This window comes from Actinomadura luzonensis, from assembly GCF_022664455.2.
GTDB classification, from domain to species: domain Bacteria; phylum Actinomycetota; class Actinomycetes; order Streptosporangiales; family Streptosporangiaceae; genus Nonomuraea; species Nonomuraea luzonensis.
Genome location: NZ_JAKRKC020000001.1, coordinates 5,756,207 through 5,774,525 on the forward strand (window position 1 = coordinate 5,756,207; position 18,319 = coordinate 5,774,525).

General features: G+C 74.1%; 14 protein-coding genes. 8 read left to right on the forward strand and 6 right to left on the reverse strand.

Annotated features, from left to right (window positions below; genetic code table 11):
• The first annotated feature begins 330 nt into the window (after positions 1 to 330).
• The 5 genes from MF672_RS27365 to MF672_RS27385 all read left to right on the forward strand — a co-directional run bounded on the left by MF672_RS27365 (position 331) and on the right by MF672_RS27385 (position 5,634).
• Complete coding sequence (locus MF672_RS27365) at positions 331 to 927, forward strand: DUF3000 domain-containing protein (protein ID WP_242373574.1); 597 nt, start codon at positions 331 to 333, stop codon at positions 925 to 927.
• 45 nt (positions 928 to 972) lie between these two features.
• A complete protein-coding gene (locus tag MF672_RS27370) occupies positions 973 to 2,199 on the forward strand; it encodes a ribonuclease D (RefSeq protein WP_242373573.1) in 1,227 nt (408 codons plus the stop codon).
• 302 nt (positions 2,200 to 2,501) lie between these two features.
• Entirely contained in the window at positions 2,502 to 3,647 is a 1,146-nt protein-coding gene (locus MF672_RS27375) for a Gfo/Idh/MocA family protein (protein WP_242373572.1), read from the forward strand.
• Positions 3,644 to 4,795 carry a dihydrodipicolinate synthase family protein gene (locus MF672_RS27380; protein WP_242373571.1) on the forward strand — a complete coding sequence of 384 codons (1,152 nt, stop codon included), beginning with the start codon at positions 3,644 to 3,646 and terminating at the stop codon, positions 4,793 to 4,795. The genes MF672_RS27375 and MF672_RS27380 overlap by 4 nt, the downstream gene beginning before the upstream one ends.
• A complete protein-coding gene (locus tag MF672_RS27385) occupies positions 4,792 to 5,634 on the forward strand; it encodes a sugar phosphate isomerase/epimerase family protein (RefSeq protein ID WP_242373570.1) in 843 nt (280 codons plus the stop codon). The genes MF672_RS27380 and MF672_RS27385 overlap by 4 nt, the downstream gene beginning before the upstream one ends.
• Before the next feature lie 33 nt (positions 5,635 to 5,667).
• Here the strand turns inward: MF672_RS27385 and MF672_RS27390 are convergent, their stop codons facing one another.
• From MF672_RS27390 to MF672_RS27415, 6 genes are all read right to left on the reverse strand, one after another.
• On the reverse strand, positions 5,668 to 8,262 hold the full coding sequence (locus MF672_RS27390) for a PEP/pyruvate-binding domain-containing protein (protein ID WP_242373569.1): 2,595 nt from the start codon (positions 8,260 to 8,262) through the stop codon (positions 5,668 to 5,670).
• Positions 8,263 to 8,341: 79 nt separating this feature from the next.
• On the reverse strand, positions 8,342 to 9,268 hold the full coding sequence (locus MF672_RS27395; RefSeq protein ID WP_242373568.1) for an alkaline phosphatase family protein: 927 nt from the start codon (positions 9,266 to 9,268) through the stop codon (positions 8,342 to 8,344).
• Positions 9,269 to 9,288: 20 nt separating this feature from the next.
• On the reverse strand, positions 9,289 to 10,062 hold the full coding sequence (locus tag MF672_RS27400) for a sugar phosphate isomerase/epimerase family protein (RefSeq protein WP_242373567.1): 774 nt from the start codon (positions 10,060 to 10,062) through the stop codon (positions 9,289 to 9,291).
• A gap of 40 nt (positions 10,063 to 10,102) precedes the next feature.
• Entirely contained in the window at positions 10,103 to 11,098 is a 996-nt protein-coding gene (locus tag MF672_RS27405; protein ID WP_242373566.1) for a LacI family DNA-binding transcriptional regulator, read from the reverse strand.
• Positions 11,099 to 11,220: 122 nt separating this feature from the next.
• Positions 11,221 to 12,333, reverse strand: coding sequence for a hypothetical protein (locus MF672_RS27410; RefSeq protein WP_242373565.1), 1,113 nt, complete (start codon positions 12,331 to 12,333; stop codon positions 11,221 to 11,223).
• Positions 12,334 to 12,464: 131 nt separating this feature from the next.
• Complete coding sequence (locus MF672_RS27415) at positions 12,465 to 13,850, reverse strand: LCP family protein (RefSeq protein WP_242373564.1); 1,386 nt, start codon at positions 13,848 to 13,850, stop codon at positions 12,465 to 12,467.
• Positions 13,851 to 14,207: 357 nt separating this feature from the next.
• Between MF672_RS27415 and MF672_RS27420 the strand changes: the two genes are divergently transcribed.
• From MF672_RS27420 to MF672_RS27430, 3 genes are read left to right on the forward strand one after another with little or no spacing between them, the layout of a single operon-like run.
• Positions 14,208 to 14,933, forward strand: coding sequence for a hypothetical protein (locus tag MF672_RS27420; RefSeq protein ID WP_242373563.1), 726 nt, complete (start codon positions 14,208 to 14,210; stop codon positions 14,931 to 14,933).
• Between the two features lie 60 nt (positions 14,934 to 14,993).
• The gene (locus tag MF672_RS27425; RefSeq protein ID WP_242373630.1) at positions 14,994 to 16,157 is read left to right on the forward strand and encodes a thiolase family protein; all 1,164 of its coding nucleotides are present in this window, start codon (positions 14,994 to 14,996) and stop codon (positions 16,155 to 16,157) included.
• Positions 16,154 to 18,241, forward strand: coding sequence for a 3-hydroxyacyl-CoA dehydrogenase NAD-binding domain-containing protein (locus MF672_RS27430; protein WP_242373562.1), 2,088 nt, complete (start codon positions 16,154 to 16,156; stop codon positions 18,239 to 18,241). Before MF672_RS27425 ends, MF672_RS27430 begins: the two co-directional genes overlap by 4 nt.
• Positions 18,242 to 18,319 lie beyond the last annotated feature (78 nt).

Here is an 18,319-nt window from a genome sequence, read left to right on the forward strand (position 1 = left end):
GGAATTGTCAGCGGCTCGTGCCAACGTCGGAGCCACGACCCGAAGAAAGGCCCCGTTGCGATGACCGCGTTGTGGAGTTCCCCAGAGCGCCGCAGTGAGCGCTGCGGCTCCTGCGGTGATGAACGGCCGTTCGAGCAGCCGCCGTGCGCCGACGGACACGAGCCGGGTGAGTGCCCCGACTGGGCCTGCGCCGACTGCGGCCACGCGATCACGCTCGGCGCCGCCGAGACCGCCCGACCGGTTCGCCAGCTTGTTACGGCTACGGCTTGATCACCAAGGATGCGCACCCCCGTGGTCCCCTTTCGCCCGACTTCGACCTACGCTTCGGCTATGCCACTCGGTGAGCAGCCGCCGCCTCCGGCCGCGTTCACGCGCGCGGCCGAGAGCCTGCGGCTGTCCGAGGTCCGGCCGGAGATCGAGCTCGAGGACCTGCCCGCGCCGCAGCGGCTGGCCCCCTACTCGGCCGCGATCGGCGCGTCGGTCTACCGCGACGACGACGAGCTCGCGGTCGGGCGGCTGATCCTGCTCTACGACCCCGACGGCCAGCGCGGCTGGGAGGGGCCGTTCCGGCTGGTGGCGTACGTGCGAGCCGACATGGAGCCGGAGATCACCTCCGACCCGCTGCTCGGGCCGGTCGCGTGGAGCTGGCTCACCGAGGCGCTGGAGGCACATCAGGCCGACTACTCGGCCGCCGGCGGTACCGTGACTAGAGCCGTGTCCGAGGGGTTCGGCAACAAGGCCGAGGACCCGGTCACGACCGAGCTGGAGCTGCGGGCCTCCTGGTCCCCCGCCGAGGAGGATCTGTCCGGCCACGTCGCCGCCTGGTGCGATCTGATGTGCCTGGCGGCGGGCATCCCGCCGCTCCCGTCGGACGTGGCCGCGCTGCCCCGGCGACGTGATGATCCGGAGAGTGACCGAACGAAGTGAGGGCACCAGTCAAGACAGCACGAGCGTCATGAGGCCGGTGAACTCATGACAGAAGAACGAACCGTCGAGCCGCTGCTCGAACCCCGCGAGGGCATCCCGCCGGTGATCGCCGACGCGGACGGCCTGGCCAGGATGGTCGAACGCTTCGCCGCGGGCAGCGGCCCCGTCGCCGTGGACGCCGAACGCGCCTCGGGCTACCGCTACGGCAACCGCGCCTACCTGGTGCAGCTCCGCCGCGCCGGCGCCGGCACCGCGCTGATCGACCCGATCGCCTGCCCCGACCTGTCGGCGCTGGACGCCGCCGTGGCCGACGCCGAGATCGTCCTGCACGCCGCCTCGCAGGACCTCCCGTGCCTGCTGGAGGTCGGGTTCCGGCCACGCGAGATGTTCGACACCGAGCTCGCCGGGCGGCTGCTCGGCTACGAGCGCGTGGGGCTCGGCACGATGGTGGAGACCGTGCTCGGGCTGCGGCTGGAGAAGGGCCACTCGGCCGCCGACTGGTCCACGCGCCCCCTGCCCGAGGACTGGCTGCGGTACGCGGCGCTCGACGTGGAGGTGCTGGTCGAGCTGCGCGACGTGCTCGCCCGGCAGCTCGCCGACAGCGGGAAGCTGGAGTGGGCGCGCGAGGAGTTCGCCGCCGTGCTCGGCACGCCGCCGCCCGCGCCGCGCTCCGACCCGTGGCGGCGCACGTCCGGCATCCACAAGGTGCGCAACGTGCGGGCGCTCGCGATCGTGCGCGAGCTGTGGCTGATGCGCGACCGCATCGCCCGCGAGGCCGACCTCGCGCCCGGGCGGGTGCTGCCCGACGCGGCGATCGTCACGGCCGCGCTGGAGGGGCCGCGCACCAAGAAGGCGCTCACCGAGATCTCCGCCTTCACCGGACGCAGCGCCCGCCGCCACATGAGCGACTGGCTGGCCGCCGTCAACCGCGCCCGCGCGCTGCCCGACGACCAGCTCCCCGCCCCCAGCACCCCCGGCGACGGGCCGCCGCCGCCCAACCGCTGGGCCGACCGCGACCCCGCCGCCGCCAAACGCCTGGCGGCGGCGCGGGCCGTCGTGGCCGCGCTGGCCGACGAGCACCACATGCCGACGGAGAACCTGCTCCAGCCGGACGCGGTGCGCCGGCTCACCTGGGAGCCGCCCGAGGAGATCACCGACGAGACGGTGACCGCCCGGCTGCGGGCCCTCGGCGCGCGCGAGTGGCAGCTCGCGCTCACCGCCCACCCCATCGCCAAGGCCCTGTCGCGGCTGCGCATCCGGGGCGAGATCTAACCCTCGCCCCGGCCCCCCCAGCGCCCTATGGGGTTGATGCCCGTACCGGCGGAAAGGTTTCGCGCCCTCCCCGGCCCCCGCGCGCGTGCCCGTTGCGGGGGTTGATGCCTGTGCGGGCGGGTGGTCTCGCGCCCCCACCGGCCCCGCGACGCAGGCCCGCTGCGGGGGTTGATGCCTGTGCGGGCGGGTGGTTTCGTGGGGTTCGGGGGTGGTGGAGAGGGCGGGCTACTTGACGGCCTCGGGCGGGCGGCCGTACGGTTCGGGAAAGCGCTTTCCCCTGCCTTTGTCCTGAAGGGATTCACATGAGCGTGCGCACCATCGGCGTCGTGATGAACGGCGTCACCGGACGGATGGGCTACCGCCAGCATCTGGTCCGTTCCGTTCTGGCCATCAACGAGCAGGGCGGCGTGACGCTCGCGGGCGGCGGCAAGGTGAAGCTCAGGCCCGTACTTGTCGGCAGAAATGCCGACAAGCTGGCCGACATTGCCACCAAGCATGGAATCCCCGACCACACCACCGACCTCGACGCCGCCCTCGCCGACCCGGACAACCTGATCTACTTCGACGCCCAGGTCACCAGCGCCCGCGTCAAGGCCGTGCTGAAGGCCATCGAGGCGGGCAAGCACGTCTACGCCGAGAAGCCCACCGCCGAGTCGGCGCAGGAGGCCGTCGCGCTGGCCGAGGCCGCCGCCGCCAAGGGCGTCAAGAACGGCGTGGTGCAGGACAAGCTGTTCCTGCCCGGCCTGCTCAAGCTGAAGCGGCTGATCGACGGCGGCTTCTTCGGCCGCGTCCTGTCGGTGCGCGGCGAGTTCGGCTACTGGGTGTTCGAGGGCGACTGGCAGGAGGCTCAGCGCCCGTCGTGGAACTACCGCCGCGAGGACGGCGGCGGCATCGTGCTCGACATGTTCCCGCACTGGCACTACGTGCTGGAGAACCTGTTCGGCCGGGTCCGCTCCGTCTACGCCCAGGCGGTGACCCACATCCCGTCCCGCGTGGACGAGCAGGGCAACGCCTACCAGGCGACCGCCGACGACGCCGCGTACGGGATCTTCGAGCTGGACGGCGGCGTCGTGGCGCAGATCAACTCCTCCTGGACCGTCCGCGTCAACCGCGACGAGCTGGTGGAGTTCCAGGTGGACGGCACGCACGGCAGCGCCGTGGCGGGGCTGCGCAACTGCCGCGTCCAGCACCGCTCGGCCACGCCGAAGCCGGTCTGGAACCCCGACCTGCCCGTCACCGCGCGCTTCCGCGACGACTGGCAGGAGGTGCCGGACAACGGCGAGTTCGACAACGGGTTCAAGATCCAGTGGGAGGGGTTCGTCCGGCACGTGCTGGAGGACGCGCCCTTCCCCAACGACTTCGCCTCGGGCGCGCGCGGCGTGCAGCTCGCCGAGCTGGGGCTGCGCTCCTCGGCCGAGGGCCGCAGGATCGAGGTGCCGGGGCTGTGAGGATCGACCTGCCCGGGTCCGGCCCGTACACGCTGCGCGAGCGCACGCCCTGGCGCGTGTCCGCGACGCCGGCGACCAGCCGCGTCGCCTACGCCGCCGCGCACGTCGTGGCCGACCCGCTCGGCGACAACACGCCCGGCTCCCCCGCCGCCGTCGACTGGGACGCCACCCTCCGCTTCCGCCACCACCTGTGGTCGCACGGCCTGCGGATCGCCGACGCCATGGACACCGCGCAGCGCAACATGGGCCTGGACTGGGCGGCGACCCGCGAGCTGATCCGGCGCACCGCCGCCGAGGCTCGCACCCTCGGCGACCCGGCCACGCTGGTGTCCTGCGGCGCGGGCACCGACCACGCGCCGGACGCCGCCGACCTGGACGCGATCACCGCCGCGTACGCCGAGCAGATCGAGACCGTCCAGGACGCCGGGGCGGGCGTGATCGTCATGGCCTCCCGCCAGCTCGCCAGGGTGGCCGGCGGGCCGGGCGACTACCACCGGGTCTACGCCAAGCTGTTCGGCCTGGCCGACCGGCCGGTGATCCTGCACTGGCTGGGCGAGATGTTCGACCCGCACCTGGCCGGCTACTGGGGCTCGCGGGACGTGGCGGCGGCGACGGAGTCGTTCCTGGAGCTGGTGCACGCGCACGCCGCGATGGTGGACGGCGTGAAGGTGTCGCTGCTGGACGAGGAGCACGAGGTGCGGCTGCGTGCCGCGCTCCCGGAGGGCGTCCGGCTCTACACCGGCGACGACTTCAACTACCCGTCGCTGATCGCGGGCGGCTCGCACGCGCTGCTCGGCATCTTCGACGCCATCGCGCCCGCGGCGGCGGCGGCGCTGCGCGAGCTGGACGCGGCCGAGGCGGGCGACGCGAGCGCGCGCACCCGCTACGAGCAGATCCTGGCCCCGACGGTCCCGCTGTCGCGCAAGATCTTCGAGACCCCGACGTACCACTACAAGACCGGCATCGTCTTCCTGGCCTGGCTGAACGGCCACCAGGACGCCTTCGCCATGGTCAACGGCGCCCAGTCGGCCCGCTCGCTGCCGCACCTGGCCGAGGTGTTCCGGCTGGCCGACCAGGCGGGGCTGCTGGCCGACCCGGAGCTCGCGGTGCGCCGCATGGCGGCGCTGCTGGCGGTGAACGGCCGGTGAGCCTGTCGCTGAACCAGTGGACCACGCGGCGCTGGTCGCTGGCCGAGGCCGTGGACGGCTGCGCCCGGCACGGCCTGGAGGCGATCGGGCTGTGGCGGGAGAAGGTCGCCGAGCAGGGCCTCGCGCGCAGCGCCAAGCTGGTGCGCGAGGCCGGGCTGCGGGTGTCGTCGCTGTGCCGGGGCGGCTTCCTGACGACGGGCGGCGAGGCGTTCGCCGCCGCGCTGGCGGACAACCGGCGGGCCGTCGACGAGGCGGCCGAGCTGGGCGCGGCCTGCCTGGTGCTGGTGGTCGGCGGCCTGCCGGGGGTGCGGCCGGGCGAGCCGCTGCCCGCCGGGTTCGGGCGCGACCTCGCGGGCGCGCGCGGGCGGGTGGCCGAGGCGCTGGCCGAGCTGGCGCCGTACGCCGGGGAGCGCGGCGTCAAGCTGGCCCTGGAGCCGCTGCACCCGCTCTACTGCCCGGACCGGGCGGTGATCTCCACGCTGGGGCAGGCGCTCGACCTGAGCCTGCCGTACCCGGAGGAGCAGGTCGGCGTGGTGGTCGACACCTTCCACGTGTGGTGGGACCCGCGCCTGTTCGAGGACGTGGCGCGGGCCGGCTCGCGGATCGCGAGCTACCAGGTGTGCGACTACCTGCACCCGCTGCCGGCGGACGTGCTGCTCGGCCGGGGCATGATGGGCGACGGGGTGATCGACTTCAGGCCGATCACCCGCGCGGTCCTGGACGCCGGCTACACCGGCGACGTCGAGGTGGAGATCTTCAACGCCGACGTGTGGGCCGCCGACCCGGACGAGGTGCTGGCCACGATGCGGGCCCGCTACGCGGAGCTGGTCCTGCCCTGACCGGCGGGCGCGGCCGGCGGCGCCCGCCGACCGTCATGACAGCGTCACGGTGCCGGCCGCGCCGTTGATCTCGATCTCCTGGCCGGTGGTGATCCGGTGGGTGGCGTCGGGCACGCCGACGACGGCCGGGATGCCGTACTCGCGGGCCACCACCGCGCCGTGCGACATGGCCCCGCCCATCTCCATGACCAGCCCGCCCGCCGTCAAAAACAGCGGCGTCCAGCCCGGGTCGGTGGAGGGGCACACCAGGATCTCGCCGGGCTCCAGGTGCGCCCCGACCGGGTCGAGCACGACGCGGGCGCGGCCGGTGACGGTGCCGGCCGAGGCGGCGGTGCCGGTGAGCGCCCCCTCCGCGGCCGGCGCGGCCAGGGCCTCGGGCTCGGTGCCGTCGGACAGCAGCATCCGGGGCACGTGCCGGCGGCGCTGCTCCCGCTCGTACGCGGCCCGCCGCCCGGCCACCAGCTCGCGCAGGTCGCCGCCGTCCAGGGCGGCCCTGGCCTCGCGGAGGTCGAGGAAGAACACGTCGCCGGGCGCGGCCAGCACGCCCTGCCCGGCCAGGTGCTCGCCCACGGCGAGCAGGCTGCTCCGCACCCCGGCGAGCGTCTTGACCAGGTAGAACTTGGGCAGCTCGCGCAGGCCCGCGTACGCCCTGGTGCGTCCCAGCGCGAAGCGCACGACCGGTGCCCGCCAGCGGCCCCGCAGGCGGGCCGCGGCGGCCACCCGGCCCACGGCCTCGCGCGCCTGCGCCTCCCCCTTGGCGAACAGCGCGGCGGGCGCGAGGGCGGAGTCGCCGTCCATGCGCAGGTAGTTGGCGAGCGCGCCGAGGATGTGGGCGGGCTCCTCGGACCAGCGGGGCACGCCGAGGTCGATCTCGGCGACGCCGCGGTGGCCGTACGTGGCGAGGAAGGCGGCGACGCCGCGCTGCGCGAGGGGCGGCAGCTCGCCCGCCTGGTAGCGGCGGACCAGCTCGTCCACCGTCAGCTCCCGGAACGGCTCCGGCTCGACGCGGGTGGCGAGGTGCCACAGCTCCAGGTCCATCTCGGTGGTGGGGTTGTGCGGGACGCTGCGGAGCACGTCCTGCAGCTCGGCCAGCGGCAGGCCGGAGAGCCGGGCGGCGAGCGCGAACAGCCCGTAGCCGGTGACCACGATCGGCATGACCGAGATGATCGCCGGGAACGTGCCGGTCAGCAGCCGCTCGGCGTGGTCGAGCCGCTGGGCGGGGGTCGCGGTGGCGGGCACCCGCAGCCGCCGGTCGAGCACCGCGCCGACCTGCCGGGTGTAGGCCAGCGCCCGGCCCGGCGAGGTCAGCGCCAGCGCCGCCCGGGAGGGCACGCGGACGCGGCGGGCGAAGCGGGCCAGGCCGCGCAGGAACGGGCGGCGCGAGGCGTGGACGGGCGCGAGCCGCGGGTCCTCGAACAGCCGGTGCACGAGGGCGACGCCGCGGGCCTCGCCGAGCGCGAGGGCGCGCGGCAGGATCGCCCGGCCAGGACGGCTGCGCACGGCGGCGGTCAGGTCCAGCCACACCCGCTGCCCCGACACGGCCATGAACGGCGCGCCGTCGAGCGGATCGGCCGGCCCGAACCCGGCCAGGCCCGCCCCGCCCGCGCTGAGCAGCCGGAACGCCGACAGGCCCATCGGCGTGAGCGGCCCCATGACGCCCTGCACGACGTTGACCGAGAAGTAGACCCGCAGGCCGGGCCGGGTGGTCTCGGGCAGCGGGTAGAGCGTGGTGATCGGCCGGGCCTGGGTGAGCCAGATCCGGCCGTCGCCGTCGATCGCCCATTCGGTGTCCTGCGGGGCGCCGTAGTGGTCCTCGACGCGGCGGCCCAGCTCGGCCAGGCGCAGCACCTCGGCGTCGGTCAGGCAGAACCCCTCGGCGCCGGATCCCCCGGACCCCTCGGGGGCGGTCTCGACGCGCTCGGTGCCGCCGCCCGGCAATGGCCGGACGGCCACCCGCTTGTCGCCGGCGTGCCGGTCGAGGACGCGTCCCTCGTGCACGACGAAGCGGTCGGGGTTGACCGCGCCGGAGACGACGGCCTCGCCGAGCCCGGGGCTCGCGTCGATGACGGCCTCGCGCCGCCGCCCGGTGACCGGGTTCGCGGTGAACATGACGCCCGCCACCCGCGCGTCCACCATCGTCTGGACGACCACGGCGAGGCGGACGGCGGCGTGGTCGATGCCGTTGGTCTCGCGGTAGGCCACCGCGCGGTCGGTCCACAGCGAGGCCCAGCAGCGGCGCACGGCCTCCACGACGGCGTCGGCCCCCACGACGTTGAGGAAGGTGTCCTGCTGGCCGGCGAAGCTGGCGAACGGCAGGTCCTCGGCGGTGGCCGACGAGCGCACCGCCACCGGGACGTCGTCGCCGAGCGCGGCGTAGCGCGTGACGATGGTCTCGCGCACGGCCTCCGGCACGGGGGCGGTGAGCAGATGCGCGCGGGCGCGCTCGGCCAGCCCCTCGGGGCGGAGGTCGAGGCCGGTGGCGGCCTCGCGGTAGGCCTCGGTGGTGAGCACCCAGCCGGGCGGGACGGGCAGCCCGGCCCGGGTGAGCTCGCCGAGGTTCGCGGCCTTGCCGCCGGCCTCGGCGAGCATGCCGCCGTCGATCTCGGTGAAGTCCAGTGCCGTCTTCATCGCGTGTACCCCTGCCGTTGGGCGTCCTGTCACCAGTGTCACGCCTCCCGGACAGAAATTCAACACCCGATGAAATTGATCAGGGCCCCAGGGGCGCGCCGTCCAGCTCCCAGGACGGCTCGATCGGCACGCCCAGCGCCGCGAGGGCCGTCGGGCCCACGTCCACCAGGCGCGGGCCGGGCAGCCGCCGCCCGCCGAGGTCCTCGCCGAGGCGGTGGGCGATGACGAAGACCGTGCGCTCCTCGTCCGAGACGCCGCCGTGGCCGCCCGCGTCCACGTGACCGTGGTCGGTGGTGACCAGCACGGTCCAGCGCTCGCGGGCACGGGACGGGCGGGCGCGGACGGCGTCCAGCAGGCGGCCGAGGTGGGCGTCCTGGGCCTGGAGGGCGGCGGCGTACTCGGGGCAGTGCGGGCCGAGGTCGTGGGCCACCTCGTCGGTGTCGCCGAGGTAGACGAAGACGGCGTCCGGGTCGTCCTCGGCGAGGTGGCGGCCGGCCGCCGCGGCGACCTGCTCGTCGGCCTCGCTCCAGGCGTCGCAGGCGTAGCCGTCCAGGACGAAGCGGTGGTCGATGGCGGGGCCGAAGGCGCCGTGCTCGGCGAGGGCCGCCCAGGAGAAGAACGCCGAGGTCACGAGGTCGGGGCGGGCCTGCTTCGCCCGCGTCAAGAAGTCCGGATATTTCGTGAAATAGGGGTTGGTGAAGGCGTTGTCCACGACGCCGTGCTTGTCGGGCCACACCCCGGTCGCGATGGACGACCAGCCGGGGCCGGAGTCCGTGCGCGAGCGGATCGCCCGGCCGCCGTCCCCCGGCTCGGGGCTCTTCGGCACGACCTCGCCGATGGACTCGGTGCGCGGCGCGCCGGCCTCGCCGTAGGGGAGCTTGCTGGTGCCGTACGCGCCGGTGGACATCAGCCCCGTCAGGACCGGGACGCCCGAGGCGGCCAGCAGGTCGAAGCGCAGGCCGTCCATGCCGACCACGAGGACCTTGTCTTGCTTAGATGCGGACATACCGCTATCTAAGCGGCAATTCAGCCGGTGAACCGCCGTACCCAGACGGCCGCGCCCGGCAGGATCTCCTCGACCGGCGCGACGTGCGGGTACCACGTCCGCTCCCACTCCAGCGACGCCCAGCCCGCGTACCCGGCCGCGCGCAGCAGGGCGCCCGCCTCCTCCAGCGGCACCGACCCCGTCCCGAGGGGCACCGGCGTGGTGTCCGCCGCCGAGACGGCGTCCTTGATCTGCACGTAGGCGAGGTGCGGGCCGAGCGCGGCGAGCGAGTCCGCCGGGCTCTCGCCGTGCCGCCAGGGGTGCAGCAGGTCCCAGATCGCGCCCGTGACGCCGGGCAGGCCGGCCGCGTCCAGCAGCCCGGCGACGGCCGCGCAGGTCGCCATGGCGTCGTGCGTCTCGACCAGCACCCGCACGCCCAGCTCGGCGGCGGCCCCGGAGACGGCCTGCAGCCGGCGGGCGCCGATCGCGGCGTCCTCGCCGCGCGGGAACACCCGGACGCCGGGCGCGCCCAGGTCGGCGGCCAGGCGCAGGTCGGCGAGCAGGGCCTCGGTGACCGGCTCGTCGGGGCCCGGCTCGCAGATCCTGACATATCCGGCCAGAGCCGCGATCTCCAGGCCCGCGGCCGCCACCCGCGCCCGCACCGAGCGCCGCCCCGCGGCGTCCAGCCCGGCGTGCACCCCCGTGTCGGGGTGCAGGCGCAGCTCAAGGCCCTGGCAGCCGTGGAAGGCCGCGATCTCCACGGCCCGGTCGAGCCCTTCGCCGGGCATCCCCAGCGTGCTCACCGCCAGCTTCACGCCGCCCTCCGCCCGCGCCCGCCCCGGCCCGCCGCCGTCCTCACGGCAGCCTCCGGACGCTCTCCCGCAGGACGACCTCGCCGGCGACGTGCTCGACCACTGGGCCGTCGGACTCGCCGAGGGCCAGCTCCAGCGCCCGCGCCCCCATGTCCTTGAGCGGCAGCCGCACGGTCGTCAGCGCCGGCACGTGATCACGCAGCGTGACGATGTCGTCGAAACCGGCCACCGACACGTCCTCGGGCACCCGCGTCCCCGCCTCCCGGTAGGCCGCCAGCGCCCCCACGGCCATGACGTCGTTGACCGCGAACACGCAGGTGACGTCCGGATCGACCCGCCGCGCGGCCTCGTGCCCGCCGTCGCGGTCGAACGGCCCGGGAACGATCTGCGGCGCGGGCAGCCCCAGCTCCTCCAGCGCGCCGGCGAAGCCCGCGCACCGGTCGGCGGCCGTCACCAGGTGCGGCGGCCCGGCCAGCACGGCGAAGCGGGTGTGCCCGAGCCCGGCGAGGGACCGCGCCAGCGCGGCCGCGCCCTCCCGGTTGGCGGGCGCGACGGTGTCGACGCCGAGCAGGTCCTGGCCGACGCAGGCGGCCCGGCCGCCGCCCGCCCGGTAGCGGGCCAGCTCGCCGCGCAGCCGCGCGGTCACCTGGGGGTCGGCCACGCGCGAGCCGACCAGCAGCACGGCCCGCACGCGCTGGGCGTTGAGCGTGGCGACGTAGGCGATCTCCTGCTCGGGGTCGCGGTGGGTGGTGCCGACCATGACCAGCAGGCCCTCGGTGGCCGCGGCGCGCATCGCCCCGTCGGCCAGTGCGGCGAAGTAGGGGTCGGTGAGGTCGTGCACGACGATGCCGATGACGTTGCTCGCCCCCCGGGCCAGCGTCTGCGCGGCGATGTTGGCGCGGTAGCCCAGTTCGTCGGCGGCCTGCTCGACGCGGGCCCGCAGCGCCGCGCCCACCTGCCTGGTGCTGCCGTTGAGCACCCGCGAGGCGGTCGCCAGCGAGACGCCCGCCTGCCTGGCGACGTCCTCAAGCGTGACCACGAGACCCTCCCCCGTCGGAAAGCGGTTTCCAGTGTGCCAGATCGGCACCGTGATCCGCATCCTCGCACGCGCTGGGCCCCGGGCGACACAACGTCCGGGGCCGTTTCACGCGGCGGGCGGGCTCAGGCCCAGGGGAAGAGGAAGTCGAGCAGCCCCTTGCGCTCCTCCTGCGTCGGCGCCGGGTCGGGCGCCTGGGTGGCGCTCGCCTCCTCGGTCGGCTGCTCGTCCGCGGTCCGCTGCTGCTCGGTCTGGGAGTCGCGGACCGTCGTGGGCTCCTCGTCGGTCCCGCTCGGCTCGGGCTCCTGCGAGCGGGACGGGCGGGCGCTGGTCTTCTCCGCCGGCTCCTCGCTGCGGGTGCGGGTGGGCCGGGCCGCCGGCTCACGGGTGGGACGCGGCTGCCGCGCGGCCGGGGTCGGGTCCGCGGCGGCGGTCTCGCCCGGCCCCGCGGTGGGCCCGGCGGTGGGCTCGTCGGTGGGCTCGGTCTCCTCCTCCTGCGGGGTCTCCTCGGGGACGGCCGCCTCCTCCGACGGCGCGGTCACCTCGCCCGCGCTCGCGCACCGGCCGGCGGCGCACGGGTCGTCGGAGGAGGTGCCGGTGAGCACGAAGCCCGCCCCGACGCCGATCAGCACCACCGCGACGGCGGCCATCACCAGCGTCCTGGTGCGGCGGCGCACCTCGCGCTCGGAGCGGCCGGAGCGCTCGTCGCCGGAGTCGTCGGTCCAGCCGGAGCCGAGGAAGCCGCGCCTCGGCTGGTCGTCGTCGTAGGAGTCGTAGGCGTCGTAGGAGTCGCGCGCGGACGCGGGCCGGTCGTCGCCCGCCGGCCCGGCCGCAGCCGCCCGGTCGTCGTCACCCAGATGGTCGGACGGGTGGCCGGACGGGTGGTCGGGCTCGTACTCGGCAAGGGCGTCCACCTGGCGCTCCGGCTGGTACTCGCCGTCGTAGCCGCGGTCCAGCGGCAGGTACGGGCTCTCCTCCGCCTGCTGCCCCTGGCCGAGCAGGTCGCCGGCGGGGCGCGCCGGGAGGTCGTCGAGCACGTCGTGCCCGGCCTCCGGCGGCAGGGTGGCGCCCTGGTCGGGCGGGAGGATGTAGGTCTCGTTGCCGGTGACCTGGATGGCCGGCTGCTCGTCGGTGTCGTCGGTGCTCCACCGCGGGGACAACACGTCGCCCGTCAGCTCCGGGTTCAACGACCGTGCCTGGCCGTCCTCGTATGGCCTGTCGTTCTCGTCGCGCACCACGGTGGAACCTCTCTAGTACGTATAGTGACCGCGCCCTTTCTTAGCAGAGTCAAACCCAACTTGTCCGGAAATTTCACACGTTTCGCTAAAGTCACGCTGCGTTACTTTCGTCCCTCCAGTCAGGATGCCGCCTACTTGCAGGGGTTGGTGTTGACGTCCACCACTTTGTCCTTGAGGGAGTCGGGGATCGCCGACAACACCCGCACCCCCGGCCAGTCCGTCCCGATGACCAGCTGGATGACCGGCCCGCTCTTCGGCACGGCCACCTTCGACCGGTACGGGTCCGTCCGCACCGGCGCGATCTTGCCCGCCACCGGCGTGCGCTTGTCCTTCGACAGCCGCGCGGCCACCACGTCCCCGTACGCCGGCCCGTCCGCGGCGTCCTTCCTGGCGTAGCGGATCGCGGTGGCGGCGGTGGTCGGCGCGTTGCCGACCTGGACGACCGCGAAGCCCTGCGCGCTCAGCTCGTCGGCCACCTGCAGCGCCTTGCCCTGCTCGCCGGTGCCGTTGAGCACCTGCACCCGCACCTGGCCGTGCTCGATCTTCGGCCCGGCCGCCTTGCCGGGCGTGGGGGTGGCGGTGACCTCGACGTCGTCGCGCACGGCCGCGAAGAAGTCGCGCGCGGCCGGCTCGCTGAACTGCACCCGGTTCTTGTCCGCCGGGTACGCCTCCACCGGCACCGTGATGCCCTTCAGCTCCTTGGCCGTCAGCCCCTTGACGCTGTTGGCTATCTCCAGCATGCGCTCGGGCGTGAGCCCGCTGTCCACGGTGACGGCGGCGGCCGCCGAGCGCAGGAACCCGTTGAGCTTGACCGGGTTGGTGAGCAGCCCGCCGTCGGTGGCCTTCTCCAGCACCTTCGTGAGGAAGACCTGCTGGCGCTGGATGCGGCTGAGGTCGCTGCCGTCGCCGAGGGTGTAGCGGGTGCGCACGTAGCCGAGGGCCTGCTCGCCGGTGACCACGTGCCGGCCCGCGCCGAGCACCAGCTTCGCCTTGGGGTCGTTGACCGGCTTGGGCAGGCAGATCTCGATGCCGCCGAGGGCGTCCACGATGCCCTTGAAGCCGGTGAAGTCGACCTTGACGAAGTGGTTGATCTTGATGTTGGTCAGCGACTCCAGCGTCTTGATCGTGCAGTTGATGCCGCCGTCGTTGAAGGCGGAGTTGATCTGGCGGACGCCGGGCGCGATCACGGTGCCGTTGCGGGCCCGGCACTCGGGCACCTGCACCATGGAGTCGCGCGGGAAACTGATCATGGTGGCCTTGTCCCGGTTCGGGGAGATGTGCAGCAACATGATCGTGTCGGTGCGCTCCCCCAGTCCCTGCGACTTGGGGCCGTACTTCTTGTTGTCGCCCTCGCGCGAGTCGGAGCCGACGAGCAGCACGTTGAGCGCCCCGGTCTCAGGCGGCCGGGTCGCGTCGACCACGATGTCCTCCTGGTCGATGCCGCTGAAGATGCTGCGGTAGTACGCGTAGCCGCCCAGCGCGCCGGCCACCAGCACCGCCGTCAGCCCGACGCTCACCCACCCCAGAGGCGTCAGCGGGTTGCGCCGGGGGCGCGGCTCGTCGGGCCGCGTCCGCCGGGGCGACGGCGCGAGACGGGAATCGGCAGGTCTTGCTCTCACACGGTCCACCCCTTGCGCCATGATCGCGCAGCATAGTCACGAACGAGCAGCCACGACGACAGAACTCCGCTTCTCCCCCACGACCCCCCGCCGGGCAGGGCGATGCCGAGGCCACATCTCTTAGTTCGGCCAGGATGGCGCTCACGGCTATGGCGATCGCGCCACTTCTTGCTCACCTCACCCGGCAGCGAGGGCTCCATCCGAACCTGGCGAACCCCGGGCGCGGCCGCCCGCGCGCCCGCGAAAATGACGTTCATGCTGCTGACCGAGATGCCGCCGCCGCCCGGCGCCGTGGGGCTGAGCGCGTTGCGGGCCGGGGAGCGGGCGGCGCGCCGGGGCGCGTGCGTCGCGCTCACCGCCTGCCTGGCGCTGCTGGCCGCCACCCAGGTGCTCGCCGACCGGTCCCCGGCCGAGCAGGCGCCGCCGCTCGCCGCGCTCTCCCTGGCGATCTTCGTCACCGCCCTGCCCGTCCTGGCCGTCACCCAGTACGTCTGGGGCGCCCGCGCCCGCCGGGTGCGCCGCCGCGAGCGCGAGCTGTACGCCGTGGAACGCTCCGGCCGGGCCCGCCCGCTGAGCCGGCTGGCGGTGGCGGCCTGCTGGGCGCTCACGCTGCTGCTGGGATTCACCCTGCCGCACCTGTTCCGCCGGGCCGCGCTGGAGCCCGCGGCGGGCGTCCTGACCTGGTCGGCCGAGGCGCTCACGGTGGCCGGCGCGGGGACGGGGGTATGGTTCGTCCTCTGGTGGGCACGTGACCTGCTGGGGATGCTGACGCGTGCCCGGCGCCCGGGCGGATCACCTGGCGATCCATGGGACCCGGGTCCCGGCACGCGTCCGCGGACGGGCGCGGCGCTCTGGGCGGGCGCGACCCTGGCGGTCGCCGCCCTGGTCGGAGCCCGTGCCCATCTCTGGGAGCCCGCGACGGGCTGGGTCTACGCGCTTCTCACCGCCGCCCTCGTCTGCGGAGTAGTTACTGACGAGTAGCATAGGCACGGAACCCCTTCCAGAACGAGGAGCGAATCCGTGCCTTCCTCTCGTGACGTCGTGTTCGTCGACGGCGTTCGCACGCCTTTCGGCAGGTCAGGGCCAAAGGGACTGTACGCCGAGACCCGCGCCGACGACCTGGTCGTCCGGGTCGTCCGCGAGCTCATGAGGCGCAACCCCGGCCTGCCGCCCGAGCGCGTGGACGAGGTCGCCATCGCCGCGACCACCCAGATCGGCGACCAGGGCCTGACCATCGGCCGCTCGGCCGCGGTGCTGGCCGGGCTGCCCAAGACCGTGCCCGGCTACGCCGTCGACCGCATGTGCGCGGGCGCGATGACCGCGGTCACGACGGTCGCCGGCGGCATCGCGTTCGGCGCCTACGACGTGGCCATCGCGGGCGGCGTCGAGCACATGGGCCGCCACCCGATGGGCGAGGGCGTCGACCCCAACCCGCGTTTCCTGTCGGAGAAGCTGGTCGACCCGAGCGCCCTGGTCATGGGCATGACGGCGGAGAACCTGCACGACCGCTACCCCGGCATCAGCAAGGAGCGCGCGGACGCCTACGCCGTCCTGTCGCAGGAGAAGGCGGCCAAGGCGTACGCCGACGGCAAGATCCAGCCCGACCTGGTCCCCACGGCCGTCAGGACCGCCGAGAAGGGCTGGGGCCTCGCCGTCGAGGACGAGGCGCCCCGGCCGGGCACCACGATGGAGGCGCTGGCGGGGCTCAAGACGCCGTTCCGGCCGCACGGCCACGTCACGGCGGGCAACTCCTCCGGCATCAACGACGGCGCCACCGGCTGCGTCGTGGCCGCCCGCGAGGTGGCCGGTGAGCTGGGCCTGACCCCGAAGATGCGGCTGGTGTCGTACGCGTTCGCGGGCGTGGACCCCGAGGTGATGGGCGTCGGCCCGATCCCGTCCACCGAGCGCGCGCTGCGCCTGGCCGGGCTCGACATCGCCGACATCGGGCTGTTCGAGATCAACGAGGCGTTCGCCGTCCAGGTGCTGGCCTTCCTCGACCACTTCGGCATCGCCGACGACGACCCCCGCGTCAACGCCTACGGCGGCGCCATCGCCTACGGCCACCCGCTGGCCTCCTCGGGCGTGCGGCTGATGACGCAGCTCGCCCGGCAGTTCGGCGAGCGTCCCGAGGTGCGTTACGGCATCACCACCATGTGCGTCGGCATGGGCATGGGCGGCACTGTGATCTGGGAGAACCTGGCGTGAGCAACATCGACAACTGGCGTTCGCTGCTGAGCGAGCGCAACCCCGACGAGGTCGTGACCAAGGCGCTGGTGCGCGACGTGCAGCTCCCCGGCGGCGCGGGCACGATGGCGCTGATCACCCTCGACAACGGCTTCGACCACACCAAGCCCAACACCTTCGGGCCGCACGGCCTGTTCGCGCTCGACGGCGCGCTGTCGGAGATCGCGCGGCGCACCGACCTCGCCGCCGTCGGCGTCACCGGCAAGCCGTTCATCTTCGCCGTCGGCGCCGACCTCAAGGGCGCGGCGGCGCTCCGCACCCGCGAGGAGGCGCTGGCCATCGGCGCGCTCGGCCACCACGTCTTCCGGCGGCTGGGCGAGCTGGGCGTGCCGTCGTTCGCGTTCGTCAACGGCGCGGCGATGGGCGGCGGCCTGGAGATCGCGCTGCACTGCACGTACCGGACGATCTCCACCGGGGTGCCGGCGGTGGCGCTGCCCGAGTGCTCGCTCGGCCTGGTGCCGGGCTGGGGCGGCACGCAGCTCCTGCCGCGCCTGATCGGCCCGGCCGCCGCCGTCAGGCTCATCGTCGAGAACCCGCTCGCCCAGAACCGCATGATCAACGGCAGGGACGCGTTCGAGCTGGGCGTCGCCGACGCCGTGTTCGAGCCGGCCGACTTCCTCGAGGAGTCGCTGCGCTGGGCGTCCCGGGTGCTGAAGGGCGAGGTGACGGTCGAGCGCGCCGCCCACGACGGCTGGGAGAAGGCCGTGGCCGACGCCCGCTTCCTCGTGGACATGAAGCTGCGCGGCGCCTCCCCCGCCCCCTACCGGGCGCTCGACCTCATCGCCAAGGCCGGGACGGCCTCGCTCGACGAGGGCTTCGCCGCCGAGGACGAGGCCCTCGCCGACCTGCTCATGAGCGACGAGCTGCGCGCCGGGCTCTACTCCTTCGACCTGGTGCAGCGCCGCGCCAAGCGGCCCGCGGGCGCGCCCGACAAGGCCCTCGCCCGCAAGGTCACCAAGATCGGCGTGGTCGGGGCGGGGCTGATGGCCTCGCAGATGGCGCTGCTGTTCGCCCGCCGCCTGGAGGTGCCGGTCGTGCTGACCGACCTCGACCAGGCCCGGCTGGACAAGGGCGTCGGCTACGTGCACGCCGAGGTGGACAAGCTCCTGGCCAAGGGCCGCGTCTCCGCCGACCAGGCCAACCGGCTGAAGTCGCTGGTCACCGGCTCGCTGACCAAGGACGCCTTCGCCGACGCCGACTTCGTCATCGAGGCCGTCTTCGAGGACCTGGCGGTCAAGAAGCAGGTGTTCGCCGAGGTGGAGGCCGTGGTGCCGGCCGAGTGCGTGCTCGCCACCAACACCTCCTCGCTGTCGCTGACCGAGATGGGCGCCGGGCTGGCGCACCCGGAGCGGCTGGTCGGCTTCCACTTCTTCAACCCGGTCGCGGTCATGCCGCTGCTGGAGATCATCAGGGGCGCGGCCACCGACGACGCCACGCTGGCCACCGCCTTCGCCGTCGGCCGGTCGCTGAAGAAGTCGTCGGTGCTGGTCAAGGACGCCCCGGCGTTCGTGGTCAACCGGCTGCTGACCTGCTTCATGGGCGAGGTCGTCGCGGCCGTGGACGAGGGCACGCCGCTGGAGGTCGCCGAGCACGCGCTCGACGGGCTCGGGCTGCCGATGACGCCGTTCGCGCTGCTGCAGCTCGTCGGCCCGGCCGTCGGCCTGCACGTGGCCGAGACGCTGCACGAGGCGTTCCCCGGCCGCTTCGGCGTCTCGGCGAACATGGCCAAGCTGGTCGCGGCGGGCAAGCCCGGCGTGTACCGGCCGGACTTCTCGCTCGACCCGGAGGCGGTGGCCCTGTTCGCGGGCGGCGACCGGCCGTCCACGGCCGAGCAGGTCCGCGAGCGGGTGCTCGGCGCGCTCGCCAGGGAGATCCGGATCATGCTGGACGAGGGCGTGGTGGCCGCGCCCCAGGACATCGACCTGTGCATGATCCTCGGGGCCGGCTGGCCGTTCCATCTGGGTGGCATCACGCCTTATCTGGACAGGACGGGCATCGCCCAGCCGCGCTTCCTTCCTCCCGGTGTGGCTTCCCTGCCGGCCTGACTCTTTACGGAGGCCCGGTCCTGGCCTCCGCATTTCATGACCTTCGTCGCCGTAGCGTTACGTCCCGCACGACGAACG

Excerpts from the sequence above, each read along its gene's own strand:
- MF672_RS27365 (WP_242373574.1), top strand. The coding sequence starts at position 331 with ATGCCACTCGGTGAGCAGCCGCCGCCTCCGGCCGCGTTCACGCGCGCG.
- MF672_RS27370 (WP_242373573.1), top strand. The coding sequence starts at position 973 with ATGACAGAAGAACGAACCGTCGAGCCGCTGCTCGAACCCCGCGAGGGC.
- MF672_RS27375 (WP_242373572.1), top strand. The coding sequence starts at position 2,502 with ATGAGCGTGCGCACCATCGGCGTCGTGATGAACGGCGTCACCGGACGG.
- MF672_RS27390 (WP_242373569.1), bottom strand. The coding sequence starts at position 8,262 with ATGAAGACGGCACTGGACTTCACCGAGATCGACGGCGGCATGCTCGCC.
- MF672_RS27395 (WP_242373568.1), bottom strand. The coding sequence starts at position 9,268 with ATGTCCGCATCTAAGCAAGACAAGGTCCTCGTGGTCGGCATGGACGGC.
- MF672_RS27420 (WP_242373563.1), top strand. The coding sequence starts at position 14,208 with ATGCTGCTGACCGAGATGCCGCCGCCGCCCGGCGCCGTGGGGCTGAGC.